Below are 23,353 nucleotides of genomic sequence, written 5' to 3'. Positions count from 1 at the left end.
AACAGCGCGACGGCAGTGGATGATCGGGAGCAGGGGGCCGTTAGCTCAGTTGGTAGAGCAGCGGACTTTTAATCCGTCGGTCACTGGTTCGAATCCAGTACGGCCTACCCGGTTCACATGATTGAGTCAGACGCGTGCCCGAGGCTCGGTTTGGTTCCCTGTTCGCATGAGGACCAGTCTGTTGAAGGCTCTTCCAGGTAGGCTGGGTACGAGCAAGGGCTGCCCGTGCTCAGACTAAAGGCACACCGGCGCAAGTAGTAAGCGCCTTGGGTTAGAAAATCGACTGACCTGTAAGCGTGGTCAACCACTCCAGCGCGAGGACGCCCGCGAGCGAATTGCCGTTGCTGTCCAGGCGCGGCGACCAGACACAAACCGCCATCTCTCCCGGGAGCACGGCGACAATGCCGCCGCCCACGCCGCTTTTCGCCGGCAAGCCGACCCGATAGACGAAATCGCCCGCCGCGTCGTATGTGCCGCACGTCAGCATCAACGCTGACAGACGCTTGGTTGAGCTTGCATCGAGAATGCGCTCGCCCGTTGACGGTACGACGCCGCCGTTGCTCAGAAAGAGCGCCGCGTTTGCCAGTTCGACGCAACTCATCGAAATCGCGCATTGACGGCAATACGCATCGACGACCGCCTCCGCGGGCATCTCCATGTTGCCGAAGCTCGCCATGAAATGCGCCATCGCGCGATTGCGATGCGCGTGCTGCAATTCGGATTGCGCAACGCGCATGTCATAGTCGATCGTGGATTCGTTCGTCAGGCGCCGCATGAATTCAACCAGCGCGGTCTCGGCCTTGACGAAGCGGCGGCACAGCACGTCGGTGACGACGAGCGCGCCTGCGTTGATGAACGGATTGCGCGGCTTGCCGTGCTCGGCTTCGAGTTGCACGAGTGAATTGAAGGCGGTGCCGGATGGTTCACGGCCGACGCGCTGCCACAACGCATCGCCCAGCAGCCCAAATGCCATCGTGCATGCGAACAGCTTGGAGATGCTTTGAATCGAAAATCGTGTATCGGCTTCTCCGACGCGGAACACGTCGCCCGCCGTCGTCACGATCGCCATGCCGAAGCTGTTTGGCGGGACTCCCGCGAGTTCGGGGATATAGTCGGCGACGCGTCCCTTATCGAGCCACGGCTGCAGGTCGGCGTGAATCGTTTCGAGGATGCGTGAATAGTCCATCGAGCCTCATCAGGTCATATCGGTGAAACGGATGAGTGGGAGCCGGGGCGCACACTGCAAAGCGGACCCCGGCAAGCGTGATCCGCTGGGCATGTTTTGCGCCACGCAGTGGTAGGACCCGCGTTATTCTGCACGGGAAATATTTCAGTGGCGCATTTGCTTCAGCAGTATCGAGCGCATTAGTGCGCCGACATCCACTCCTCACCCGAAAGACCGCTTGTTGCGTACTCGTCGGTCTTCTCGCCGTGAACCGTGTCGCGCTCGTCGAGATATGCCGAGCGATAGCCGCTGTTCACGCCCCAGAAGTAGAATACCAGCGAGAAGGCGATCACGACGAGCATGTCCCAGCCGTACGGCAGGATGCCGTAGCCGCCGAACTCCTTGCTGCCGATCAGCGACAGGATCGCCATGATAGGCAGATAGGCGACCAGCCACCATGCCGCCTTCAGATCCTGATTGAAGCCCGTGAAGCCCGCCTTTGCCTGAAAGTAGAAAAACACCGGCAACGCAACGACCATCAGCAGAATGATTTCGCCAGTCAGTGGCCACTTCGCCCAGTACAGGATCAGCGACGCACAGACGAACGCGAACGGCGCGATCAACTTCATGCCGGCGATCCGCAGCGGGCGATTGACATCGGTCGCTGCGCGACGCAGCGCCATCAGGCTGATCGGGCCGGTCAGGTACGAGATCACGGTGGCGACCGAAATCACCGCCGCCAATGAACTCCAGCCGCGGAAGAAAAACAGGAACAGGAACGACACGAACAGGTTGAACCACATTGCCGGACGCGGCACACCGTACAGCGGATGCACGCTGCCGAAGATCTTCGGCATGGTGTTGTTGCGCTCCATCGCATAGATCATGCGCGTGGTCGTCGCCATGTAGGTCGTGCCGGTGCCGCTCGGGCTCACGAATGCGTCGACGTACAGCAGGATCGCCAGCCAGTTCAAATTCAGTGCGATCGCCAGTTCCGCGAACGGCGACTTGAAGTTGAACTGGTTCCAGCCTTTCATGACATCAGCCGGATTCACCGCGCCGATGTAGGCGATCTGCAGCAGCACATAGATCACGAGCGCGAGCACGATCGAGCCGATCACGGCGAACGGCACGCTCTTCGCGGGGTTGCGCGCTTCACCGGCCAGGTTGATCGGGCTCTGGAAACCGTTGAACGCGAACACGATGCCGCTCGTCGCGACCGCGGTCAGCACCGCCGACCAGCCATACGGCGCGAACGTGCTCGCTTCGCCGAGGTTTTCCTTGTGGAAGCCGCTCATCATGAGGCCGAGGATGGTCAGGCCGGGGATGATGAATTTGAAGATCGTGATGGCCGTATTGGCCCGGGCAAACACCCTGACGCCCCAGTAGTTCAGCATGAAGTAGATGACCACCAGCACCGCCGAGAGCAACAGGCCGGGCGTGGTCAGTGAGCCGCTGACGAACAGGTTGTGTGCCCACTCATACGGCCACGTGCTCATGTACTGGATCGATGCTTCAGCTTCGATTGGAATCACCGATACGATCGCGATCCAGTTGGCCCATGCGCTGACGAAGCCCACCAGGGCGCCGTGCGAATAGCGTGCGTAACGCACCATGCCGCCCGATTCCGGGAACATCGCGCCGAGTTCAGCGTAAGTCAGCGCGATTGCGAGAATCACCACCGCGCCGATCACCCACGCGCACAGCGCTGCGGGACCCGCGATCTTGGCGGCTCTCCACGCGCCGAACAGCCAACCCGATCCGATGATCGAGCCGAGCCCCGTCAAAAGCAGTGCGAACGGACCGATGTGCCGTTGAATAGACTGATTCAATTGTCGTCTCCAAATCTCAGATGCACGGAACTGTCGGACGTCTTCATGCGTGACGCTCAAAGTTCCGGCTTTCCTTGTAATTCGAAAGCAGCGCGAGGCCGCTATCGCAATGTGTGCTGCGCGAGGTGCCCTTGATTCACCTATGGTCATCAAACGAGTGCGCGATATTCTCGAAATGACACTGCTCCGTCCAATGCAAATTACGCATAAGGGTTATGTCGAAAAAGCATAATCCGTCGGCAGTCGCAGACATAAAGTAAAGTCGTCACAACTTCGCCGGAGCGCTAAAAAGACTCGAGGTTGTAACTCCGGCGTCAGCCCCAAGTACGCGCGGAACTTGCCAGCTTCTTGCGACAACCGTTCTTCCGGCGGCTCATAACTTCGGTCTCCCGACGAGGTTCGCGTTGATTACAGCCCAAGGGACCAGGGCAAGCAGATGGACGCACGCACGCTCGCCCAACAGGGAATCAGGATGCCCCGCGGCGGACGAGTCCATACAAGCTCGAAACAGGACGAATATCTCGGGTTGCGACGCTCGAGATGCCGGTGCTCGCAGGCGACATTCCGGTTTCGCGCACTCCTTTCGGTCCGCTTTCGCATGAAAAGCCCGTCACCAGCGGGGACTCGCTGATCTGATCCGCGGGTAAGCTCCGTCTTTCATCGCGGCATGCTCCGGCGCCTGGAGACCATCAGAGCTGGGGGGCAGGTCACGTTGGTCGCTTTTCCAATATTGGTCCAGCCAAACTTGCTGTTCCACTTAGTGGAACTGGCGCCTTGGCGTTCTCGGTGTGGCAACCATAATCGTGTTCATGCGGGATCCGACCGGGCGGTCCGGGCGGGAATTCCCATTCCGCAGCCAATAAATGACCGGAGACGCCATGCAAGCAGTGACAAGTCCCTCGCCCGAGGCGACGGCCGCGCAGCATTCAATGACCGAAGCGGTCTACCGCAAGGTAACCTGGAAGCTCATGCCGCTGCTCTTCGTCTGTTATGTCTTCGCTTATATCGATAGGGCAAACATCGGGTTTGCCCACCTTCAGTTCCGGCGCGATGTCGGCTTGTCCGAAGCGGCATTCGGCTTTGGCGTGGGCCTCTTCTACCTCGGCTACATGCTGTTCGAGGTGCCCAGCAATCTCTGGCTGCAGCGTATTGGCATACGCCTGACCCTGTTGCGCATCATGACCTTCTGGGGCCTGGTGTCGGTCTCGACCGCATTCGTCCGTACCCCAATGCAGTTCTATTTCGCACGCGTGCTGCTCGGCGTGGCCGAAGCAGGCTTCTTCCCCGGTGTCATTCTTTATTTTACCTACTGGTTTCCCGCTGCTCGACGTGCACGCGTCACGTCCCTCTTCATGTGCGCGATTTGCGTGTCGGGCATCGTCAGCGGACCGGTGTCCGGGCTGATCCTCGAACGGCTCACCGGCTCGCTAGGGCTGAACGGCTGGCAATGGATGTTCATCCTCGAGGGCGCGCCCTCCATCGTGGCCGGTATCGCTGCCTGGCGTTGCCTGACCGACCGGCCCGAACAGGCGAAGTGGCTCAATGCTGAAGAAAAGCAGATCGTGCTCGATGCGCTGCGCCGCGAGGCCGCGCTGAAAGAGACGCGAGCACCGAACTCCATCTGGGTCGCACTGCGTGAGCCCAGGTTCTACTTCCTGACGTTTGCCTATTTCAGCGTGCCCTGGGCCAGCATCGTCGTCCATATCTGGGCGCCAAGCGTCATCAAGAACAGCGGTGTCACGAACTTCTGGCATATCGGTGCACTTTCGGCGATTCCCTACGTGGTGGGAGCGGCCGCCATGTATCTGATGGGACGCAGTTCAGATCGCAGGCTCGAACGGCGCTGGCATTTCATGGTCAGCGCAACGCTTGCAGCGGGCGGGGTCGTGTTGCTGCCGTTCTTTGCGCATGACGTTGGCGCATTGATGGTGCTGCTGTGCGTCGCTACGGCCGGATATCTCGGCATGCTTTCGCTTTTCTGGACCTTGCCGCCGGCCTATCTGAAACCGGCCGTGGCAGCGAGCGGGATTGGCCTGATCAGCAGTCTTGGCCAGTTTGGCGGCATCTTGGCGCCAACGGTCATCGGTCTTGCGTCCTCGCGGTTTGGCAGCACCGCGATGGGCCTTTACGCTGTCGCGCTCGTTTCCCTGCTAGGCGGCCTGGCCGTCGTGCTCGGCGTACCGAAGCGCTCGGTCAGCGAGCGATGACTCAATCGTCGTCCAGCACCGCTATCGCATGAACAATGGCGTCGCGCAACTGCAGGAGCGGAGCCGCGAGGGCCGTCGAGACGGCTGATGGTGTGTCGGTCGTGCGCACGCTGAAATTCAGCATGACTGGCGGATGTCCGGGTACCGTCAGCGGCGTTGCAAGTGCGACAACCTCGGGTTGCCAACTCGCCACACAGTATCCAAGACGACGAACGTGATCGATTGCCTCGTGGATCTGCCGCCGGATTGGCTTCCAGTGCCGGCTGGCGCGGCGCTCCAGCGATGCGAGCCGCTGCGCGCGTTCGTTATCGTCCAGGGTCGACAAGTGTGCGCGTCCCAGCGCGGTCAGTTCCATCGGTACCCGCTGGCCGGAGACGACCGTGCGCAGCGAAGCTCGCTGGTTATAGCGAAAGGATTCGAGATAAACCATGTCGTCGCCGTCAGCCGCTGCAAGTCCTACATTGATCTGGCGCTTCTGGGCGACCTCGCGCATGAGTGGCGTGCTGGCCTGCAGGATTCTGGAGCCCGTGCGCATCGCATGGGCCACGCTCAGTATTGGAACGCCAAGCCGGTAGACTTGGCGCACCGCATCGTGCTGGAGAAAGCCGCACTCCACCAGCGTGCGAGCAAGGCGGCTCACTGTGGCTTTCGGCAATCCGGTGCGCTCGACGAAGTCGCCGTTGCCGAGCGCGTCGGCACCGGGCCCGAAAGCTCGCAGCAATAGCAGCCCTCGTTCGAGGGAGCGGTTCAACACGGTTTCAGAGGCACGGCGCGGCATCTTTTCGGAAGCGTTCATCGTATCGAGATCAGGTGTTGCGCAACAGGTGCGGTGACGGCCAGCAGCGAGGCTCGTACAAACGAAGCGGCCAGGACCATCGCGGTCCGGCATGAATTGTCTTTATCAACAGGAGCATTGAAAAGTCATGACTCTCCCGAACAGACGCGTCGACCTACGGATTGTTGCACCGGTGCTGCTCGCGCTGTGCGGTGCAGTGAGCGCACAGGCCGCAGACATTCACGTACTCGCAACCGGAGCATTGTCAGCGGCGTTCAAAACGATCGCTCCGGCGTTCGAGAAGTCAACCGGCAACAGGTTGATCGTTTCGTGGGGACCATCATACGGGACATCGAGCGATGACCTGCCGGTGCGGATCAGGAACCACGAACCGATGGACGTGTGTTTCATGATCGGTGCCGCGCTCGACGAACAGATTCACCAGGGCCGTTTCGTCGAGAGCACACGCACCGATGTCGCGATATCGCGCGTCGGTATCGCGGTGCGCGCGGGGCTGCCGAAGCCCGATATCCATTCTGTCGAGGCGGTTCGATCCGCCTTGCTCAATGCACGCTCCGTTGCCTTCTCGGAGGGGGCAAGCGGCAACTATGTGACCGGGACCCTGTTTCCGAAGCTTGGCATTACTGATGCCATGAAAGGCAAGATCGTCCAGATCAAAGGCAAGGAACTGGTTGGTATCGCCCTCGAACGGGGGGAGGCGGATATGGGCCTGCAGCAGATCAGTGAGCTGCGCGCGATCGATGGCATTCAGTACGTCGGACCGCTGCCGGAGCCGCTGCAAAAGGTGAGCGTGATTTCCGCAGCCGTCGCTCGCGACGCCGCCGAGCCTGACGCCGCCCGGGCCCTGATCCTTTACCTGCAAACGCCCGGGGCGAGAAGCGCCTTCAAAGAGGCCGGTCTTGATCCGGTCAATGCCCGGGAGCCAGAGTGAGCCATGGTTCGCCGTGTCGAGAGTGGATGGGGTCCTGTTTCACCCAGTGGAACAACCCCCGTTCAAATCGATACAGCGAACGCTATGCTCTATCACACAAGACGCTGCCTGTGCGGCAGCGCCGGCACTCAACTCAGATCGTCCACACTGTACAGGCATCACCATCATGAATATCCCAATGATTCAACTTGCAGTGGAGTCCGGCGTCGCGGTCATCACGCTAGACCGCCCGGAAAAGCGCAACGCAATCACCGACGACATGCGCACTGAACTCATTCACGCGCTCGAAAACGTAGCGTCAGATCCGGAGGTGCGAGCCGTCGTGTTGACTGGCAATGGCAAAGGCTTCTGTGCCGGTGGTGACGTGAGCGGCATGGCGCAGCGCATGAACGCGCCGACGGGCGAGGTCGCGTTCAACGGCTGGTCCCGACAACAGCGCGTGCATCACAGCGTGAACCTGCTCTATTCGATGCCCAAGCCGACCATCGCAGCAGTGAACGGGGCAGCGGCGGGTCTTGGCGCCGACATGGCGTTGGCCTGCGATTTCGTCATCGCCTCGGAAGACGCCAGTTTTGCATGGAGCTATATCCGGCGCGGTTTGATTCCGGATGGCGGCGGCCTGTATTTTCTTCCTCGGCGCGTGGGGTTGCCGCGCGCGAAGGACTTGATCTTCAGCGGTCGCCGGGTCGATGCGAAGGAAGCGCTCGACCTCGGTATCGCCGATCGCGTGTGCGCTCCGCAGCGGTTGCTCGAGGAGGCACATGCCTGGGCGCGGGAGCTTGGCCAGGGTTCCGCGACGGCGCTCGCGCTTGGCAAGACGCTCCTGAACCAGAGCTATGAACTGTCCGCCATTCAGGTATTCGCGCAGGGCAGCCAGGCGCAGGCCGTTTGCTACACGAGCCGGGAGCATCGCGAAGCGGTGCACGCTTTTCTGAACAAGGCGCAATGAGAATGGAAACCGACATGAACGCAATCTCCCATCTGATGCGTCCGGAAAGTGTCGCGGTGATCGGTGCATCGTCCGATCCCTCGAAGACCTCCGGCCGGCCCGTGGCTTACCTGAAGAAGCACGGCTTCGCAGGAACCGTCTATCCAGTCAATCCGCGCTACGATGCCATCGAAGGGCTGACGTGCTATGCGGACGTCGCGTCGCTGCCCGCTGCGCCCGACGTCGGTATCGTGCTGCTCGGTGCGGAGCGTGCGCATACCGCAGTCGCTGAATTGGCGAAGCGCGGCACACGCGCGGCGATCGTGCTCGCAAGCGGCTATGCGGAGACGGGCGCTCAAGGCGCGCAACGGCAGGCGGAACTGCTGGAGGCGGCAGGCTCGATGCGGTTGCTTGGTCCCAATACGATCGGCCTTGTCAACCTGACTGACCGCATCACACTCTCGGCAAGCGGCGCGCTGGAAACGGATGGCTTCCGCGCGGGCTCTATCGGTGTGGTGTCCCAGAGCGGCGGCATTCTCGGAGCGCTGCTGTCGCGCGCGGCCGCGTGCGGCATTGGACTCTCGAAACTGGTATCGACCAGCAACGAAGCCGATCTGGATATGGCCGACTTCATCGACTATCTCGTTGACGACGACGCGACCTCCGTCATTGCGCTGTATATGGAAGCCATACGCCATCCGGAGAAATTTCGCACCGCTGCGCTGCGCGCCGCGCAGGCAGGCAAGCCAGTGGTTGCGTTCAAGATTGGCCGGTCGGAATCCGGGGCTCGCTCGGCCGTTTCGCACACGGGCGCGCTGGCAGGCTCCGATCGCATGTACGACGCGTTCTTTCGCCAGACCGGCGTGATCCGGGCGGCGACTTTTGCGGACCTGCTGGATCTTCCCAATGCACTCTCCATCGGACGGCGGCCTGAGGGTAGGCGCGTTGCGATTCTGACTTCGACCGGCGGCGCGGGCACACTTGTGGCCGACAGTCTGGGTGTCGCCGGCTTCGAAACATCCGCTCCCGACGAAGCAACGGCGACCTGTTTGCGGGCCCTGCAAACAGGTGACCACGCCGTGCTCGACCGCAATCCGATCGACGTCACGCTTGCCGGTCTTCAGCCCGAGTTGTTGCGAGGTGCGATTCGATCCTTGCTTGACAGTCCCAGCTATGACGCAGTCGCCGTGATTGTCGGGTCATCGGGATTGGCAATGCCCGATCTGATGGTGGGGGCGATTCGCGATTCCATGCCAGGCTCGAGCAAGCCGGTACTCGCGTACGTTAGCCCGCACGCGCCGACTATTACCCGTTTGCTGAACGGTGAGGGTGTTCCGGCGTTTACGAGTCCCGAAAGTGCAACGAGCGCGATCGAAGCGATGTGGCGGTATGGCCAGACGCTGCATGCGCGGCGTTCGAGGCCGACACCGCCCGCGCGTGTTCATTTCGACCAGAACGAACTTCCCTCAGGCTCGCTCGATGAGGCGCACGCAAAAGCACTGTTCGCACGGTTTGGCGTGCCGTCGGTGAGGGAAGTGGTGGTCCGTGACGCCGCCCAGGCTGAAGACGCGGCTCGTACGTTCGGTGAAAAGGTCGTATTGAAGATGCTCTCGAATACCATCACGCACAAGAGCGACATCGGTGGCGTTTCGGTTGGCGTGCCCGCGAGTTCCGTCGGCGCGCGTCTGAACCGTATGCGCGATGATGTTGAAACGGCGACGGGCGTGCCTGCGCGGGCCTTCCTGGTTCAGGAAATGGTGGCGGGAGGTGTTGAACTGATTCTGGGCCTCCACCGCGATCCACTGGGTACAGCCGTGCTTCTGGGCATGGGCGGAGTCACAGCCGAACTGATCAAGGACACCTCGATGCGCATGCTCGATCCCGAAAGCGGTCTCTCGCACGAAGAGGCACTGGAGCTGATACGGGAGCTGAAGACGTTTCCCCTTCTCGACGGGTTCCGCGGACGCCCGCGCGCGGACGTTGATGCGCTGGCGTCTGCGATCGTCGCATTCGCCCGGATGGCGACCGAGCTGGGTTCCCGGCTGATCGAGGCAGAGATCAATCCGATCTTTGTATTGCCTGAGGGCCAGGGCGTGCGGGCTGCAGATGGCGTCGCGGTGATCGGGCAGATTTATGCGGAAGTCCCGCAACCCGGGCACTAGCACGCGTTGCCGGCAAACGCTCGGGTGGGCAGTACGCTCAGGTCGCCGCCAAATCCCAGGTTGCTCCGGGCGTACTCCACGCCACTGACACTCCGGCCAAGTTCGATTTTGCACCAGAATTCCAGATGGCTGGCACTGAGACGGCGGGCTGCGAGATAGCGGTGCAGATGACTTGCGACCCAGGACTGGCAACCATCAAAGAAGACTTTCATTGCCGGGCGTGCCCTGCGCATTGCGCCGCAGCGGATAGCATTCGTCGCTTCCACCAGTTTGTCGTCGTCGACTGCCTTCTCGCTCAATGTGAGCGATCAATCATTGATACGCAGCCGCATAAACTTGAGATAGTCGCGCGGCATGTCGTTTTGCCGTAGTCACCAAACGCCTGGCGGCAGGCGAGCGCTGCGGCAGCGCCGGCGCCGATAGCATTGCCGCCGCGCGGCTCGATGCGGTCGACCTCCCTGGCACTGAACTGCCAGGCCGCGTCGAGCAGCATGGCGTCGACGGCTTCCACGCTCTACCGGGGCGCGTCAATCTTGATGGCGGTGCCGGGGACTGGCCGCGCCGGTATCTCCACGCCGGGCAGCATGAGCCGCATCGCGCGTCGGAAGCCGTGCCGGTCAAGTATCGCGATGAGCGACGTATTGACCTGCGCAGCGGCTCGGACGGTCACGGTCTGCGGAAGCCCCCGAAGAGTCACCATAAAAACGGACGACCGTTCAAATGTTGATTAAAACAATTATGTTTAATTAGTAGGATTACGTATTTATCTCGAATCAAAATCAGTTGGCTTGCGGCATCGGTCACGAAGCGTACCTTCATTGCGATGCTCGGCCGCTGTCGAACTCGTCGAATTTCTGACGCAGAAGCGCCTCCTGTTCAGCAAATCGGTCCGCGCGGATTCTGGAATGCCGAGATCCGGATGAGGCGATTGAGCAGGGATTGCGGAAGCTGGGCTTTTTCGAAATAGAGCTGGTTTGCGAGTGTCAATGTCAGTGACACCGGCATGGCTCCAGCCAGACGCTTCGGCAGTGCAGGTGGCGGGTTCCATGGCTCGGCCTGATCCTCTTCAGCGATGAAGGCAACGTCGAGCGGGTGGGCACCGCCGGTGGCGCGGAAAATTGCCCCTTCGATATCTCGCCCGTCCATCGATCTGACCGACGCCAGGAAAGCCCACTGATCGGCAACAGGCTGGAGGGTTTCATCGACAAACACGCTGCGCCCGTGCTCGCGAGGCTGCTTCTGCAGCGGCAGGGCGATCAGGTTGCCGAAGCCGCCTTTGGGCAGTACGTCCTGATTCGGAAAGAGCCGGTCGTAGGACGACAACTCAAGCTGGCGCGTTCGGGAGCACGTGTGGCTGATGATGGCCGAACCCAGCCGGCGCGCGTCACGCGCGGTGACGGCGGACGAGAAGAAGATCCATGCGTGCGCACCGTTACCCGAACGTGAAATCTCCAGCGACACGGGAACATCCAGTTCATCGCATGACTGCCGGAAGGCCATCGCATCGTCCCGCCAGCTTTCCTCATCGAAGTCGATCGCGAGCAGGTAGCAGGTGCCGTCCGGCATCAGCGGATACAAGCCCACCGTGTGATCGCCGGCGAGATGTGCATAGATGACCTGATCGTCCAGCGACAGCAGCACGCGATGCACACAATCCGCACAGCGGATGCGGGGCTTTTCGCAGATGCCCGCGCGCCATTCGTTCGCGCACGCCGGTGCATAACCCGATTTCCCGGAATTGCGGCTTTCCCAGCGAAGCGGATAAATGTCAGTACGGCCCCGGAAAAGACTCCGGAAGAGGTGTACTTTCTGCTGGGGAGAAAGCGCGGAAGTCCCCGTGCTATGCACCACCAGCGATGGATCGCCCGGCGGCGCAGCCTCGTGCTTGCCGTGCGACGGAACGGCCTCTCGCAGCAAGGCGGCGAGCCGGGCATTCTCGTCCTGCAGACGCGTGAGTTCTGCGAGCAGTTCTTCGCGTCTGCAAGCCTCCCAACCTGAGCGCGACAACTTGACGTCATTCATCGACTGGTCCGGTGGAATGGGGGCGGGATGCGCGCGCGGATTGCTACCGGTGGGGTGGGCCGCCGCACAACTCGGTCTATTCGTCGAGATCCGGCTGAAAACTGGCCGGGTCATCCTGCCCACCATAGTAGACGCCGAGCACCGCGACCGTCTCGCCCGTAACGCGGTACGCGATCATGTCTGGCCGCGATAGCAGGTCACGCGCAACCCCGGCAGCAGCTCATCGCGCGGCACGCCACGAAACGGGAAGCGTGTTATTTCTGGAATGTGCCGAGCAGTTCGGTGTGCGCGACCACATGGCCTTCCATCGCCTTTTCCAACACCGCCTTCGTGGGCCTGTGAAGATCGGGCAGCACGGTATCGAGCGCGTAGAGCTTGTGGAAATACCGATGACGACCAATGGGCGGGCATGGGCCGCCATACGTGGTGCGATGGAAGTCGTTGGTGCCTTCAAGTGTGCCTGCCGGAAGCGCGCCAGCAGTGACGTCCTCCTCAACACCTGGAGCCGTCGCCGGGATGTTGTAAAGCACCCAGTGGACCCAGGTCATCCGTGGTGCGGCCGGGTCGGGCGCGTCGGGGTCGTCGACGATCAGCACGAGGCTTTTCGCATTGGCGGGTACCCCGGACCACGAGAGCGGTGGGGAGACGTCCGCGCCCGTGCAGGTGTAGCGCCGAGGAATCTCGCTTCCTTCGTGGAAAGCTTGGGAGGTGAGGGTGAAGGCCATGATGTGCTCCTCGGCGTCAGTCCGCGCCGCCAGCTAGTGCTTGCGATGCATCCAGCTCATGTGATGCGTGTCGAGCCACTGGCTCAGGCTCTCTCCCGGGTGATCGCGCCTGTAGCGCCGGGACAGGGCCGATGCAACGACAACGAGAACCACAAGGCCAACCCAAAAACTGATCATTGACTGAGTCATGGCAGCCTCCTTGGGGGAATGCAACCATTGCTCAATTCTAGTCATCGGCGGCCAGACTGGCTCAATCCGGGAATGCGTTTTACAGCCCGAACGGCTACATCAACGATCCTTCCAATCTCCGGCAAGCTGAAACCATCGCCGAGTCGGTGGATGAGGACGGCGGCCCCTTTCGCAGCACCGCGAAATGGGCTAGCCTGACCACCGTTCACGATCAACTCTTCTGAGCGCGATGCCGACGCAGCAGACCATGCAGCAGCTGGATATCTTTGCCGACAGCCGTGACGTCATGCTGCGCAATGACGTCCTGGAGCAACTGCAGCGGCGCGATGCAATGGCCGCGCGAACGGCGCTGGAATACCTCACCCGCGAATACCCGGACGACGGCGCGCTGCCCGCGATGAACGTGCTGGTGCGCGAGCTCGAGCCCGGATCGGAGGTCCCCATTGCTGATCACGCGACGCTCGTCCGCGGCCGCCGTTACCTCGAAGATCAGGTGGTACCCGCCGCCCGGCGCGTGCTGCCCGCATTGGCCATTCATGCGTGGATGGCGCTGCGCTGGCGTTCGCTCGCCGAGCGGGCTGCGACGCTGACCTTTCGCAGCGCCGAGCCCGAAAGTCACGCCGCACCGCTGTGGCTTCAGGCAGGCGAGTGGGCAGCGGCCCGTGACGCCGTCGAAGCCATTGAATCCTGGTGGCGTCTGCCGGCCCCGCTCGCATGGATGACCGAGTCGCGCTATCGCACAGACGGACTGGATGCGGCGTGGACGTTACTCGCAGAGCTGGCGTGGCTCTCGCCCGCGCGGTTCGCGGCATTGTTGCCCATTCTTGGAGATGCTTCGCTTGACGCGCTGCGGCGGCGCTTCGATGCCGATTTTCCGGGTACCGGGGAGGTCGACGAATACGCCTGGCTCCCCGCGTGGCTGCTGGTGGTCAAGCCAGCGCTCGCGGCCCGGCTTGGCGAGGCTCGCGTGCAGCGAGATCAGGCGGCCTCTCGCGCGACGGCCCTGCTGGGCGAAATATTGCGCCGGGAGCACGAAGGCGACCAGCACGAACTGGTCGGCCTGCGCCAGCAACTCAGCGGGCTGCATGCAGGCCTGTTCGACGCGTACATGGCCGCACGGAAAGTACAACACCGGTGAGACGGAGGCCCGGCGGTGAGTCGTAACACGTGTTGGGTGCGATCGGTATGCTGTCGTTCGTTTTACCCGCATGCGCGAGAATGCCGACGTCGGTGTCCCCGCAGAACGGCTGGCCGTGAACTTGTGGTCCCGTCAGCGATAGGGCACGGCTTTCTGGAAGACATATCTGCAAGGTTGACACCGCATCCGTTGCAGTGCGTCGTTTCCAATCAGCCCAATATGCGGGACGACCCTGGATTGCCGCGACGCTGCGCTCCCCCTACCATCAACTCCCCGCGCCATTGCAGCGAGTGCGCCATCGGCAGGCGACGTCAAAAGCGAGTGCCCCAGCCGACGCGATCCATACAGCACCTACTCAAGTTATCAGGAGGCAAGCATGCTCAGCGCCCATGAATTTGCGACATTGATGCTGGTCAGGGATTCGGCCGACCACATTGCCGAGCGGGAAGAACTCGATACGCTGCTTGAACGTCAGCTCGTTACCATGGAGAGGCTTGCCGGCGGGGCAGTGCGGCCTCGCGTGACGCAGGACGGCGATTCGCTCCTTCGTAACCTCACACGCATCCACTGAGAGAGCGCTGCACCTGCACTTTCGGGCAGGGACCGGGCACATATCGTCCCGCTACGACCTGAGACCTCGAATTGTGACCACGAGCGCGACCGGGGCGAGGGCATCACAGCGTGGGCAACCGGCCGAAGGCGTTGAGGCGCGCAAACGGGGGCCATAATTCCTCAAAAGCGCTCCGCGGGGCCATCTGGTGCCACGACTGCAGCATGGCGACGTCAATCCGATCCGTAAATTTCGCCTTGCCGCCACCGATTGCGCCGATGTCGTGTGGATCCAGCGCGAAAAATGACTGCAGGCGCTCGCGCCACTGATCCACCAGTCCCTGCGATGCACGGGCACCAGCGTCGTGACGCCGCGCCGGGCAATCATGGCGGCCGCGGTCACGGTTTTCCCAACGAACTGAGCTCCGGGAAGTTCCATTTCAAAGGGCGCGCTGCCACACCATAATATTTAGGTCGCATCCTATTTTTCACGTGGAACACTGCGATGGCGAAATGGCTGGTCTTGACTCTCATCGTCAAGCAGCTTACATTGATCGTTAACGTATCCATTAAAGAATTCAGCCATGTCTATCCGCGCCCAGGATGTCGTGCCTATTAGTGAAGCCCGCGCCAGACTGACCGAGCTGGCCGATGACGTCGTCGGCGGTGCTGAAAAGGTTCTGACGAAAAATGGCGCGGCGTTCGTCGCTATTGTGGATGCCAGGAAACTGGACTACTACCACGAACTCGAAGCGCGCGAGCGCACGCGTGTCTTCACTCTGGGTGATCTGGCCGCCGGACTGGAGGACGCCGCGGCAGGTCGCGTCCAGTCCCTCGAACAGCTCCGTGAATCGATGAAGACCCGGCATGCGCGATTGAGGAGCCGGGCCAAGGGATGAGATCCATCGAGATAGCGGAGAGCTTCAGCCACTCTCTCGATGACGTAGAAGAGTTCTTGCTACTGCAAGATCCGGAGTCCGCACTCCGACGTTTCGAGCGCTTCCAGACGGAACTCTTCGCCTTCATTGAACGCATCCGGGTGTATCCCCGAATTGGCCGCCCATTCAATCTCGCCCTTGATGACGGGTCCGATGAGTCTTTACGAGATCTGAATCGGGTTGTCGCTGCGTTTGTTGCAGCGGGACTGACCGAAGCGCGCGAGTATGTCCTGCGCGATTATGTTCTCCTTTATGCCCATTCGGATGTGCGAGCGGTCCTGATCTCAGTGAAGCACCAGAGAGAACTCGCATACGATGTGTAATGGGAAACCTGGAACGACATAAGAGGCACGGGCGGCACCCATGGCTTTTATTTGACGCCGCACGAATCGCTTTTTCGAAACGACTGGCACGCACTAAAAGATATCGATACCCATCACAGTCGTTCAGTCGTAACGACCCAGAAGTCTCCTGTCGCGTCGAGCTACGAATCCCTACTGACCTCGCTACTCAACGGAAACGGGGTGAATTTGTCCTGGTCGACCTCGTCATCACGCGCAAGAAATCGAATTCACCTCTGCTAACGTAACCTAAGGCCGATTATGACGACTGGCGTTGAACTAGAGAGCGGCATCTGCCTTCCGTCGCATGCTACCGCTCACACCTGCGCAGTCCGTGCTGTGTCGTCCCCGAGCCGTGGGTCAGCAACCGGGCCAACTGCGGCCATCGGCATCTATCCTCAAGACGAGGTTCAATCGTCAGCTTGACTCCTTCTAACGGACATCCGTGCGTCAGCGGCAAAGAGTTGCTTAGTAAACCTATCTACAATTCACCCGTCTCTGGAAGTCGTCCTCCCAGGTCACTGGATGCCATAGCGCTGCGTCAAGGTCGTTTTTCGCACTTCTTGCCGCCGATGAATCGCCGCATCATCTTTCATCCTTCGTCAAGCGTGTGCATTGCAAAAGCAGCCAGATTTCAGCTGAATAAAACCGCATTGGCCACAATCTCAATGCGCATTCCTGGTACTACGAGCGCTTTTACCGCGGCGCTCGATCGGTTGGGAAAGGGTTGACGGAAGAATTCGCGGTAGACCTTGTCGATGACAGGCATGTCCGCGATATCGATCATCTGGATCAACACCTGCGTGACGTCGTCGAGCGAGCCGCCCGCTGCACTCATCGCGCGTTCGAGGTTCGCAAAAGTCAGGCGCGCCTGTTCTTCGACCGGACCGATGTTGATCGACCCGTCGGTCCGGACCGGTCCATGTGCCGTGAACACCATATCGCCGGCACGCACTGCCCACGAGAAGGGCTGGCCGAGCGCTGGCAAGCCAACATCGATAATTTCTTTCACAGTGTCGCTCCCTTCATCATTTTCCCCAGAGACGCATACCATCGGCTGTTCGGATCGTTCAACACAAGGTGCGTTTCGAAGTGGTCACGGCCCTGTTCGACATGGCAGTCGACGGGCGCGGACTGGCACTTGAGCAACGCGGCCAGACGGCGATTCGAGCGGATGACGCGCGGCGAATCATATTCCCCATAGCTCAGGGCAAAAGCCAGCTCGTTGCCGGTCGTCCAGCAAACGGGGCTGAGCACGCCGTCGTCGTCCGCCTCCGCGAGCACCATCTCGTACACGCGTGCTTCCAGACTGTCGGGCTCCGGCTCGGGATGGCTCATGTCCATGATGCCGCTGATAGGTGCGCAGCCACGAATGGCGATGCGATCGTCCATCGGGCCGTCGCCGCGCCTGAAACGCAGCGCGGTCAGCGCGGCCAGATGGCCGCCTGCGGAATGTCCGGCCAGATAGACATTGCGTCGATCGCCCTCGAACGTTTGCGAGGCGGCAAGCGAGCGCAGCAGCAGCAGGCAATCATCGAAAGCCGCGGGCATGCGATGTTCTGGTGCGAGACGGTAGTCAGGCAGAACCAGCACCGCGCCGAGGCGGGTGACGTGCTCCGCCATGAACCAGTTCCACTCCTTGTAGCCGTTCGTCCAGCCGCCGCCGTGCCAGAAGATGACGACGGGGGCGCGTTCGGCATCGTGCGGATAGAACACGTCGTAGGTTTGTTCCCGATGCGGTCCATACCGGACGTTGTTCTCGCGGCGCAGATGCGTGGGCACATCCTGCGCCCACGACACGACGGTGCTGGCATAGAGCTGCGCGGCCATCGTCGGCAGTGGCATCTGCCCTTCCAGTTGAAATGTCTCCTTGGTCACTCGAATTCCTCAGCGTTGATTGCCCATCCGACCGGCGTCGAACGGCACTGCGAACAGTTTCATCGCATCATATAGCACGATGAAATTTATATAAACATGAAAATTTATGTTGACGTGATTTTTCTACGCGCTAAGAATGACTGCAAATCGTGGTGTCGATGCTCGTCGCTCGGGCGAACCGATGCCGCCGCCTTTGGCGTTATTTGCGCTTGGGGCCCGATCAACTTGAGGAGACAACGATGGATCAAACTTTTGGCACGGCCGTCATGCGCAAGGTGACGCTCAGGATCGTGCCGCTGCTGTTCGTGCTGTGGCTCGTGAATTTTCTCGACCGCGTCAACGTGAGCTTTGCGGCGCTCGACATGACGCGCGCCTTTCATTTCACACCCGAGGTCTATGGCTTCGGCGCGGGCATATTCTTCATCGGGTACATCCTGTTCGAGATCCCGAGCAATCTCGCGCTACAGCGCTTCGGAGCCCGGGTTTGGCTCACGCGGATCATCGTCACGTGGGGTCTCGTGTCGGGTCTGCAGGCGTTCATCTTCAATGAGACGAGCTTCATCGCCATCCGCTTTCTGCTCGGGGTGGCCGAGGCGGGCTTTTTGCCTGGCGTGCTCTACTACCTGACTCGCTGGTTCCCAGCCGAACAGCGCGCGCGTGCCATCGGCCAGGTTATGTCCGCCAACATGATTGCTGTGGTGATCGGCGCCCCAATTTCCGCGTTCGTGATGTCGCTGAACAACGTGGGCGGTCTTGCCGGATGGCAGTGGGTGTTCATTCTCGAAGCGCTGCCGGCGGTCGCGCTCGGCATCTTCACGTACGTCTTTCTCGCCGGTGAACCGTCGAACGCGAAGTGGCTCGACACGGCCGAACGCGACTGGCTGCTCACAACGATGAAGCGCGATCAGGAACAGGCCGCGTCGATGGGAACCGAAAAGCTTGGGGTGGCACTGCGCCAGCCGATCGTGTGGTTGCTCGGACTGCTTTATCTGCTGGTGGGGGTCGGCTTCTTCGGCATCACGCTATGGTTACCGCAGATCATCAAGCAGATTTCGGGTATGTCCACCGTCGAGGTCGGCGTGCTGAGCGCCTTGCCCTTTCTGCTCGGCGCAGTGGCCATGATTCTGAACGGCCGCCATTCGGACCGGTCGCTGGAACGCCGCTGGCATCTGTCCATTCCTCTCGCGATCGGCAGTGTCGGCCTTGCCGCCAGTGCGCTCGGTCATTCCGCGAATACGGAACTCGCGTGGGTCTGCGTCGCGTTGATCGGGATCGGCGCTTCGCTCAGCGTGTTCTGGTCGATACCGTCGTCGTTCCTGACAGGTCGCGCAGCCGCCGGCGGACTGGCACTCGTCAACGTCATCAGCGGCTTTTCCGGCTTCCTCGGTCCTTACGCCATCGGCTGGATTCGAGGTCACTCGCCGGATTTCTCGAATGCGCTGTTCTTCATGGCAGGCAGCGTGGCCGCTGCAGCGGTTCTGGCGGCGACGCTGCCGTTTCCCGATGCCCGCCAACGGCCGGTCAGTACCGACCCGCGATCGGTCGCTTGATACTACCTTGCGCGGGTATTGAAAAAACGGCCGGCCCTTGGGCCAGCCGTTTTTTCATGTCACGTCACGTGAACGTTCAGGTCAGATATTGCGAGACGACGCGGGCCGTCTCATCAATGTGTGCGACGAGCAGCGAGCACGCACGTTCGGTGTCACGCTTGAGGACCGCGTCCATCAGCTCCTGGTGTTCGCTCACGATATCGCGCTCAAGCACCTCCTGCGGCAACGGCCCTGCGATGCGCATGCGACGGTAGCGCTCGGAATGCCAGACCAGTTGCTCGTCGATGCGATGCAACCAGTTCGAGCGCGCCGCGCTCAGCAGCGCGTAGTGAAACCGTCGATGAGCGTGCTCCCACCGGTGCCCCGCCTGCACGTCGCCCGCCGCGGGTAGCGGCGTATGGACGAGCTTGTAAAACGCCGCCGTAATTTGCGCGCCCCACTCCTCGTCGCCGTGCCTGATGGCGTCTTCGAGAAGCTCCGTTTCGATCTTTTTGCGCACATCGAGGATGTCCAGCAAATCGTCGAGGGAAGCTTCGGCCACCCTGAAGCCCCGCTGGCCTTCATTGGTGACCAGTCCGTCGCAGCTGAGCAGCATCAGCGCCTCACGGATCGGACTGATGCCGACACCATACCGCTCCTGGAGCGCCTGCGGCCGCAGCTTTTCGCCTGGCGCGAACACGCCGGCCAGCAAGTCGTTCTGCAAATGCTCGTATGCCTGCTCCGACAGCGTTGTCTTCGGCAATTGTGCCCGGCTGCGTTGTCCTGAGTGCACCTTCTGATCCATTTCCCGTCTCCGCGAAGCGATTCATTGGCTTCATATCTAACGACCAAGTATATACGGGTCACCCCTGCGATAGGGAAAACGAGAAATTTTGAAAATCTTTATAAATTTATATAGACAGTGAAATTTATAAAGTTTACTGTTCGCCGTGACAGTGACGCAACGACGCGTGACTTCAACCAACTAGCTCACAGGGGAACCGAATGAAACGTCAGTTGTTGTTGTCTTGTCTGCCTTTGATCGTGGCAGGTCCGGCGTGCGCGCAAAGCAGCGTGACGCTGTATGGGATACTTTCGGAGGGTGTGATGTACACCAGCAATGCTGGCGGACATCAGCAATGGCAACTGGCGAGCGGAGTCCAGCAATCACCGCGCTTCGGTTTCACAGGTCGGGAAGATCTCGGCGGCGGCAATCGGGCGATCTTCACGCTGGAAAGCGGATTCAGCATGAGCAACGGGGCGTTGGGCCAAGGCGGTCGCCTGTTCGGCCGCCAGGCGTTCGTCGGCCTCGCCAACGATCGCTTCGGGCAACTGACGTTCGGGCGGCAGATCGACACGATGTCGCAAAGCCTTGGGCAGTATGAGGCGGCCGTTCAGTTCGCGACGTACGGGCCGCCGATCGGCGACAACGACAACATTTTTCCGACGTTTCGCATCAACAACGCGGTCCAGTACAAGAGCGTGAGCATTTCCGGCTTTCAGGTCCTGTCACAGTACGCTTTTTCCAACCTGGCGGGCGGCTTCGCCAACAACAGGGACTTCAATGCGGCGGCAACGTATGGCAACGGCCCACTCTGCGTGGGCGCGGCCTATCACGTTGTCGACATACCCAACAGCGCGACGAATAACGCCGGCGCGGTGTATGGCGACTACGGGTTTACGTCGCCGTTCGTGACGAGTTCGAAGGGCGCATCGGTCAGCAAGCAACAGATGTATGGCGTGGGTAGCTCATACGTTCTGGGAAGCGCAAAGTTCTCGTTGATGTATACGCACTCCCAGTTCGACTATCTCGATGCGTCAAGGCTGAGCTTGAGCAACTACGAAGCCACGGCGACCTATAACATCTCGCCGGCCCTGCTTGCAGGCCTCGGGTACATCTACACGAACGGTCACTACAACGTGACCGATAAGGATCCGAAGTGGCATCAGATTGACGCCGGTGTCGACTGGTTCCTCTCGAAGCGCACAGATCTTTTCCTCGTGGGCATCTTCCAGAAGGCGGCCGGTGACGCCAAGTTTGCGCAGATCTACTACAACTCGCCATCGAGTTCACGCCAGCAGACTTCCGTGTCGCTCGGGATCAGGCATAAATTCTGACGAGTGCTCAGGGCTGAGCATCGTAAAGCGCCGTTCAGTTCCCGGAAGGATTGGCGAACACGCTGACTGAACCGAGGGGCTTAAACGTACCCCTCGTTGTCTCTGTCCATGAAATTCTCCTTTTGAAAGAATGCGTGAACAACCGCGCAATCGATAAGACACTCCCAGATCCCAGCCCAACGGCTTACTGTGCGCGTGGTGATGATTCGAGTGGAAGCGAAGATTGAATGATGCGTGTTGCAGTCGCACGATGGCGAACCGCCGAGCGACGAACGACTTTGATGCCTCAAAATCTGAAGAGGTCAAGCAGGCTATGTCCGTAGAGTATTCGCAAGCTGCCGGTCGTCAGACGTAGAATTCAACGGCAGAAGTGGGTCCGATGAGAGACTTTGATCCACGATCAAGTCACGCGCCCCTCCCGCCGCAGGATTGACCGCGGACAGGTCAAAGCGCGGTGAACGTCGATTCGATGTTGCAGGGGCAGGCTGGGCGCCGGGCATAAATCGAGGCAGTTATTCCTCTCATTTGCCCGGCAAGCCTTCGAAGAAAGGATACCGCGTGCGGTCGATCTGCTTTGCCGTCAGAATGGGCCGCCTGCCGTACGGCCTGCTACGTCCACGACGATTGATTTCGGGGAAGCGCGTGCTGCGGGTCGTACGCCTCGAGCCGGTCTGCCGACCCAAGCTCGTCCACGTAGAGCACCAAGTTCACTCCCTGCGGCGACAGATGTGACCTGAAGAGAATCCCTTTTGCGCCGGCCGCCACGACCTCGTCACCGAGTATCCAGCTCGGTGGTTCGATACGCTGATTGAACCAGCAACCTCGCCAGTCGCAATAAAAGTCTTCCCAAAGTGCAGCCCATTTGCCGCCTTGATACCCACCGGTGAAATCGACAACAGGGTCGATGCCCAGCTGGTAACTGACGAGCGTGCCGGGTGGCATCAACGGGGAGACCTGCTGATATTCCCGTACGGCAGTGTCGACATCCAGCGCAAGGTAGAGGGCGGAAAGTCCGATGCGGTTTGCCCGTCCTCCATGCTTGCCCGCGCCGGCGCCGCTCGTAGGTGCGACTGCCCACTTTGGCGGGTGCATGCGGTAGGCCGTGATGCCGGAAATGGCGGTGAGGATCATCCTGCCGCGCCTGCTTCGAGAGACGAAACGTAGCGAAGAAGGTCGTTAGTCCGGCCATCGGAAACCAGTTGCTCCGCCGTCCTGTAGTCGAAGACAGGCAAAGGTTCGTTCCTGTACCAGAAGAGGGCCTGAGTCACGTCCCCGCAAATGTCCGTCGCCGCGCGGATAACACGGAGGGCTTCGCGCAGAAACCGCTGGACGCTTTCAGACGCGGGTTGACGACTGAGCGTATTGCGATGCACGTGCGCCTGCTGGGCCAGCGTCTGCAGGTCGATATGCAGCGCCTCGCCGAAGCGACGGGCCGAGACGACCGGCGCAGGACTGTCCGGGTCGCGCAGGGATGCCATAAATTGTTCGAAACTGGCGCCTGCCTTCGGGCTGATGACGGGGGATTCCGGGTTCATTTCCATCTCCGCGCACAATATATGCACAATATTAGCACGAGCCGTGAATTCCAGACGCAGATGGGACATGGTTCCGCCGGCGATGGTCATCGGAGGCGACAGGGTTCAGAAGACTATCGCGGTTCGCGCAGGGAGTGTCGATTTCCGCAGCGCAGCCGCGCTTGGATATGACGGAGGCCGCGCGAGCGTCAGAATCCTCGAAGTTTTTCGGCGCGTTGATCGTCATCAGGTTCGACGGGTTGATGCCGGTTCTGATCTTGATTTGACATAATATAAATTATCAACAATAGATTTGTCGGTCCCAAATAGAAATGTCGGGTTTCCGCTAAATAGAAATGTCGTGTTCTGGGTAGTTTGAGCGCCGGACATC

23 protein-coding genes, 1 tRNA gene and 1 pseudogene are annotated in these 23,353 nt (G+C 60.7%); 11 read left to right on the top strand and 14 right to left on the bottom strand.

Annotated elements, in window-relative coordinates; translation table 11 throughout:
* Nucleotides 1–34: 34 nt before the first annotated feature.
* Nucleotides 35–107, top strand: a tRNA-Lys gene (locus EVC45_RS39805).
* A 164-nt stretch (nucleotides 108–271) separates the two neighbouring features.
* Here EVC45_RS39805 and EVC45_RS39800 read toward each other — a convergent pair.
* Together EVC45_RS39800 and EVC45_RS39795 are read right to left on the bottom strand one after the other, a co-directional pair.
* A complete protein-coding gene (locus EVC45_RS39800) occupies nucleotides 272–1,186 on the bottom strand; it encodes a glutaminase (protein WP_129963594.1) in 915 nt (304 codons plus the stop codon).
* A 179-nt stretch (nucleotides 1,187–1,365) separates the two neighbouring features.
* Nucleotides 1,366–2,997 (bottom strand): APC family permease, encoded by a 1,632-nt coding sequence (locus tag EVC45_RS39795; protein WP_129963593.1) that lies wholly within the window; start codon nucleotides 2,995–2,997, stop codon nucleotides 1,366–1,368.
* Between the two features lie 878 nt (nucleotides 2,998–3,875).
* Here EVC45_RS39795 and EVC45_RS39790 point away from each other — a divergent pair.
* Nucleotides 3,876–5,204 carry an MFS transporter gene (locus tag EVC45_RS39790; RefSeq protein WP_129963592.1) on the top strand — a complete coding sequence of 443 codons (1,329 nt, stop codon included), beginning with the start codon at nucleotides 3,876–3,878 and terminating at the stop codon, nucleotides 5,202–5,204.
* A gap of 1 nt (nucleotide 5,205) precedes the next feature.
* Here EVC45_RS39790 and EVC45_RS39785 read toward each other — a convergent pair whose 3' ends face one another.
* On the bottom strand, nucleotides 5,206–6,000 hold the full coding sequence (locus EVC45_RS39785) for an IclR family transcriptional regulator (RefSeq protein WP_129963591.1): 795 nt from the start codon (nucleotides 5,998–6,000) through the stop codon (nucleotides 5,206–5,208).
* A 127-nt stretch (nucleotides 6,001–6,127) separates the two neighbouring features.
* Here EVC45_RS39785 and EVC45_RS39780 point away from each other — a divergent pair, with 127 nt between their 5' ends.
* The 3 genes from EVC45_RS39780 (at nucleotide 6,128) to EVC45_RS39770 (ending at nucleotide 10,021) form a co-directional block, all read left to right on the top strand.
* On the top strand, nucleotides 6,128–6,931 hold the full coding sequence (locus EVC45_RS39780; protein ID WP_129963590.1) for a substrate-binding domain-containing protein: 804 nt from the start codon (nucleotides 6,128–6,130) through the stop codon (nucleotides 6,929–6,931).
* Between the two features lie 166 nt (nucleotides 6,932–7,097).
* Nucleotides 7,098–7,880, top strand: coding sequence for an enoyl-CoA hydratase/isomerase family protein (locus EVC45_RS39775; RefSeq protein WP_129963598.1), 783 nt, complete (start codon nucleotides 7,098–7,100; stop codon nucleotides 7,878–7,880).
* 14 nt (nucleotides 7,881–7,894) lie between these two features.
* A complete protein-coding gene (locus EVC45_RS39770; RefSeq protein WP_129963597.1) occupies nucleotides 7,895–10,021 on the top strand; it encodes an acetate--CoA ligase family protein in 2,127 nt (708 codons plus the stop codon).
* On the opposite strand, the gene EVC45_RS39765 is transcribed toward EVC45_RS39770, so the two are convergent.
* The 4 genes and pseudogenes from EVC45_RS39765 to EVC45_RS39750 all read right to left on the bottom strand — a co-directional run bounded on the left by EVC45_RS39765 (nucleotide 10,018) and on the right by EVC45_RS39750 (nucleotide 12,768).
* Nucleotides 10,018–10,320, bottom strand: a complete 303-nt coding sequence (locus EVC45_RS39765; RefSeq protein WP_129963589.1) for a hypothetical protein — start codon at nucleotides 10,318–10,320, stop codon at nucleotides 10,018–10,020. The genes EVC45_RS39770 and EVC45_RS39765 overlap by 4 nt on opposite strands.
* A 68-nt stretch (nucleotides 10,321–10,388) precedes the next feature.
* Nucleotides 10,389–10,721 (bottom strand): annotated as a pseudogene (locus EVC45_RS47795) (diguanylate cyclase); the annotation flags it as partial.
* 176 nt (nucleotides 10,722–10,897) lie between these two features.
* A complete protein-coding gene (locus tag EVC45_RS39755; RefSeq protein WP_306770855.1) occupies nucleotides 10,898–12,043 on the bottom strand; it encodes a DNA primase small subunit domain-containing protein in 1,146 nt (381 codons plus the stop codon).
* Between the two features lie 254 nt (nucleotides 12,044–12,297).
* Complete coding sequence (locus EVC45_RS39750) at nucleotides 12,298–12,768, bottom strand: YbhB/YbcL family Raf kinase inhibitor-like protein (RefSeq protein ID WP_129963588.1); 471 nt, start codon at nucleotides 12,766–12,768, stop codon at nucleotides 12,298–12,300.
* Between the two features lie 436 nt (nucleotides 12,769–13,204).
* On the opposite strand from EVC45_RS39750, the gene EVC45_RS39745 reads away from it, so the two are divergent.
* Entirely contained in the window at nucleotides 13,205–14,095 is an 891-nt protein-coding gene (locus EVC45_RS39745; protein ID WP_248295440.1) for a hypothetical protein, read from the top strand.
* Between the two features lie 376 nt (nucleotides 14,096–14,471).
* On the top strand, nucleotides 14,472–14,666 hold the full coding sequence (locus EVC45_RS39740) for a hypothetical protein (protein ID WP_129963586.1): 195 nt from the start codon (nucleotides 14,472–14,474) through the stop codon (nucleotides 14,664–14,666).
* 103 nt (nucleotides 14,667–14,769) lie between these two features.
* Here the strand turns inward: EVC45_RS39740 and EVC45_RS47790 are convergent, their stop codons facing one another.
* A complete protein-coding gene (locus tag EVC45_RS47790) occupies nucleotides 14,770–14,979 on the bottom strand; it encodes a hypothetical protein (protein ID WP_168991630.1) in 210 nt (69 codons plus the stop codon).
* Between the two features lie 249 nt (nucleotides 14,980–15,228).
* Between EVC45_RS47790 and EVC45_RS39730 the strand changes: the two genes are divergently transcribed.
* Both EVC45_RS39730 and EVC45_RS39725 read left to right on the top strand, forming a co-directional pair.
* On the top strand, nucleotides 15,229–15,543 hold the full coding sequence (locus EVC45_RS39730; RefSeq protein ID WP_129963584.1) for a type II toxin-antitoxin system prevent-host-death family antitoxin: 315 nt from the start codon (nucleotides 15,229–15,231) through the stop codon (nucleotides 15,541–15,543).
* Nucleotides 15,540–15,905, top strand: a complete 366-nt coding sequence (locus tag EVC45_RS39725; protein ID WP_129963583.1) for a type II toxin-antitoxin system RelE/ParE family toxin — start codon at nucleotides 15,540–15,542, stop codon at nucleotides 15,903–15,905. Before EVC45_RS39730 ends, EVC45_RS39725 begins: the two co-directional genes overlap by 4 nt.
* A gap of 652 nt (nucleotides 15,906–16,557) precedes the next feature.
* Here the strand turns inward: EVC45_RS39725 and EVC45_RS39720 are convergent.
* Nucleotides 16,558–16,935, bottom strand: coding sequence for a RidA family protein (locus EVC45_RS39720; RefSeq protein ID WP_129963582.1), 378 nt, complete (start codon nucleotides 16,933–16,935; stop codon nucleotides 16,558–16,560).
* Nucleotides 16,932–17,753, bottom strand: coding sequence for an alpha/beta hydrolase (locus tag EVC45_RS39715; RefSeq protein WP_168991629.1), 822 nt, complete (start codon nucleotides 17,751–17,753; stop codon nucleotides 16,932–16,934). The genes EVC45_RS39720 and EVC45_RS39715 overlap by 4 nt, the downstream gene beginning before the upstream one ends.
* A gap of 287 nt (nucleotides 17,754–18,040) precedes the next feature.
* Between EVC45_RS39715 and EVC45_RS39710 the strand changes: the two genes are divergently transcribed.
* Nucleotides 18,041–19,351 (top strand): MFS transporter, encoded by a 1,311-nt coding sequence (locus tag EVC45_RS39710; protein ID WP_211193554.1) that lies wholly within the window; start codon nucleotides 18,041–18,043, stop codon nucleotides 19,349–19,351.
* Between the two features lie 76 nt (nucleotides 19,352–19,427).
* On the opposite strand, the gene EVC45_RS39705 is transcribed toward EVC45_RS39710, so the two are convergent.
* The gene (locus tag EVC45_RS39705) at nucleotides 19,428–20,135 is read right to left on the bottom strand and encodes a GntR family transcriptional regulator (protein WP_129963580.1); all 708 of its coding nucleotides are present in this window, start codon (nucleotides 20,133–20,135) and stop codon (nucleotides 19,428–19,430) included.
* Nucleotides 20,136–20,335: 200 nt separating this feature from the next.
* Between EVC45_RS39705 and EVC45_RS39700 the strand changes: the two genes are divergently transcribed.
* The gene (locus tag EVC45_RS39700; RefSeq protein WP_129963579.1) at nucleotides 20,336–21,448 is read left to right on the top strand and encodes a porin; all 1,113 of its coding nucleotides are present in this window, start codon (nucleotides 20,336–20,338) and stop codon (nucleotides 21,446–21,448) included.
* Nucleotides 21,449–22,057: 609 nt separating this feature from the next.
* Here EVC45_RS39700 and EVC45_RS39695 read toward each other — a convergent pair.
* From EVC45_RS39695 to EVC45_RS46315, 3 genes are all read right to left on the bottom strand, one after another.
* On the bottom strand, nucleotides 22,058–22,579 hold the full coding sequence (locus EVC45_RS39695; RefSeq protein ID WP_129963578.1) for an RES family NAD+ phosphorylase: 522 nt from the start codon (nucleotides 22,577–22,579) through the stop codon (nucleotides 22,058–22,060).
* On the bottom strand, nucleotides 22,576–22,983 hold the full coding sequence (locus EVC45_RS39690; RefSeq protein ID WP_129963595.1) for a DUF2384 domain-containing protein: 408 nt from the start codon (nucleotides 22,981–22,983) through the stop codon (nucleotides 22,576–22,578). Before EVC45_RS39690 ends, EVC45_RS39695 begins: the two co-directional genes overlap by 4 nt.
* Nucleotides 22,984–23,171: 188 nt before the next feature.
* On the bottom strand, nucleotides 23,172–23,353 hold a 182-nt coding region (locus tag EVC45_RS46315; protein WP_211193553.1), incomplete at its 5' end, for a hypothetical protein.

The organism is Paraburkholderia sp. UYCP14C (assembly GCF_004197395.1).
Lineage (GTDB): Bacteria > Pseudomonadota > Gammaproteobacteria > Burkholderiales > Burkholderiaceae > Paraburkholderia.
The sequence above is the reverse complement of the archived record's forward strand: the minus strand, read 5'-3'. Positions and strand labels throughout refer to the sequence as shown.

Bases quoted from the DNA above. Each gene is read 5' to 3' on its own strand.
- EVC45_RS39700 (WP_129963579.1), top strand. From the start codon at position 20,336: ATGAAACGTCAGTTGTTGTTGTCTTGTCTGCCTTTGATCGTGGCAGGT.
- EVC45_RS39785 (WP_129963591.1), bottom strand. From the start codon at position 6,000: ATGAACGCTTCCGAAAAGATGCCGCGCCGTGCCTCTGAAACCGTGTTG.
- EVC45_RS39730 (WP_129963584.1), top strand. From the start codon at position 15,229: ATGTCTATCCGCGCCCAGGATGTCGTGCCTATTAGTGAAGCCCGCGCC.
- EVC45_RS39780 (WP_129963590.1), top strand. From the start codon at position 6,128: ATGACTCTCCCGAACAGACGCGTCGACCTACGGATTGTTGCACCGGTG.
- EVC45_RS39715 (WP_168991629.1), bottom strand. From the start codon at position 17,753: ATGGCCGCGCAGCTCTATGCCAGCACCGTCGTGTCGTGGGCGCAGGAT.
- EVC45_RS39695 (WP_129963578.1), bottom strand. From the start codon at position 22,579: ATGATCCTCACCGCCATTTCCGGCATCACGGCCTACCGCATGCACCCG.
- EVC45_RS39775 (WP_129963598.1), top strand. From the start codon at position 7,098: ATGAATATCCCAATGATTCAACTTGCAGTGGAGTCCGGCGTCGCGGTC.
- EVC45_RS39740 (WP_129963586.1), top strand. From the start codon at position 14,472: ATGCTCAGCGCCCATGAATTTGCGACATTGATGCTGGTCAGGGATTCG.
- EVC45_RS39690 (WP_129963595.1), bottom strand. From the start codon at position 22,983: ATGAACCCGGAATCCCCCGTCATCAGCCCGAAGGCAGGCGCCAGTTTC.
- EVC45_RS39755 (WP_306770855.1), bottom strand. From the start codon at position 12,043: ATGAATGACGTCAAGTTGTCGCGCTCAGGTTGGGAGGCTTGCAGACGC.
- EVC45_RS39790 (WP_129963592.1), top strand. From the start codon at position 3,876: ATGCAAGCAGTGACAAGTCCCTCGCCCGAGGCGACGGCCGCGCAGCAT.
- EVC45_RS39710 (WP_211193554.1), top strand. From the start codon at position 18,041: ATGGATCAAACTTTTGGCACGGCCGTCATGCGCAAGGTGACGCTCAGG.
- EVC45_RS39725 (WP_129963583.1), top strand. From the start codon at position 15,540: ATGAGATCCATCGAGATAGCGGAGAGCTTCAGCCACTCTCTCGATGAC.
- EVC45_RS39750 (WP_129963588.1), bottom strand. From the start codon at position 12,768: ATGGCCTTCACCCTCACCTCCCAAGCTTTCCACGAAGGAAGCGAGATT.
- EVC45_RS39745 (WP_248295440.1), top strand. From the start codon at position 13,205: ATGCAGCAGCTGGATATCTTTGCCGACAGCCGTGACGTCATGCTGCGC.
- EVC45_RS39705 (WP_129963580.1), bottom strand. From the start codon at position 20,135: ATGGATCAGAAGGTGCACTCAGGACAACGCAGCCGGGCACAATTGCCG.
- EVC45_RS39770 (WP_129963597.1), top strand. From the start codon at position 7,895: ATGAACGCAATCTCCCATCTGATGCGTCCGGAAAGTGTCGCGGTGATC.
- EVC45_RS39800 (WP_129963594.1), bottom strand. From the start codon at position 1,186: ATGGACTATTCACGCATCCTCGAAACGATTCACGCCGACCTGCAGCCG.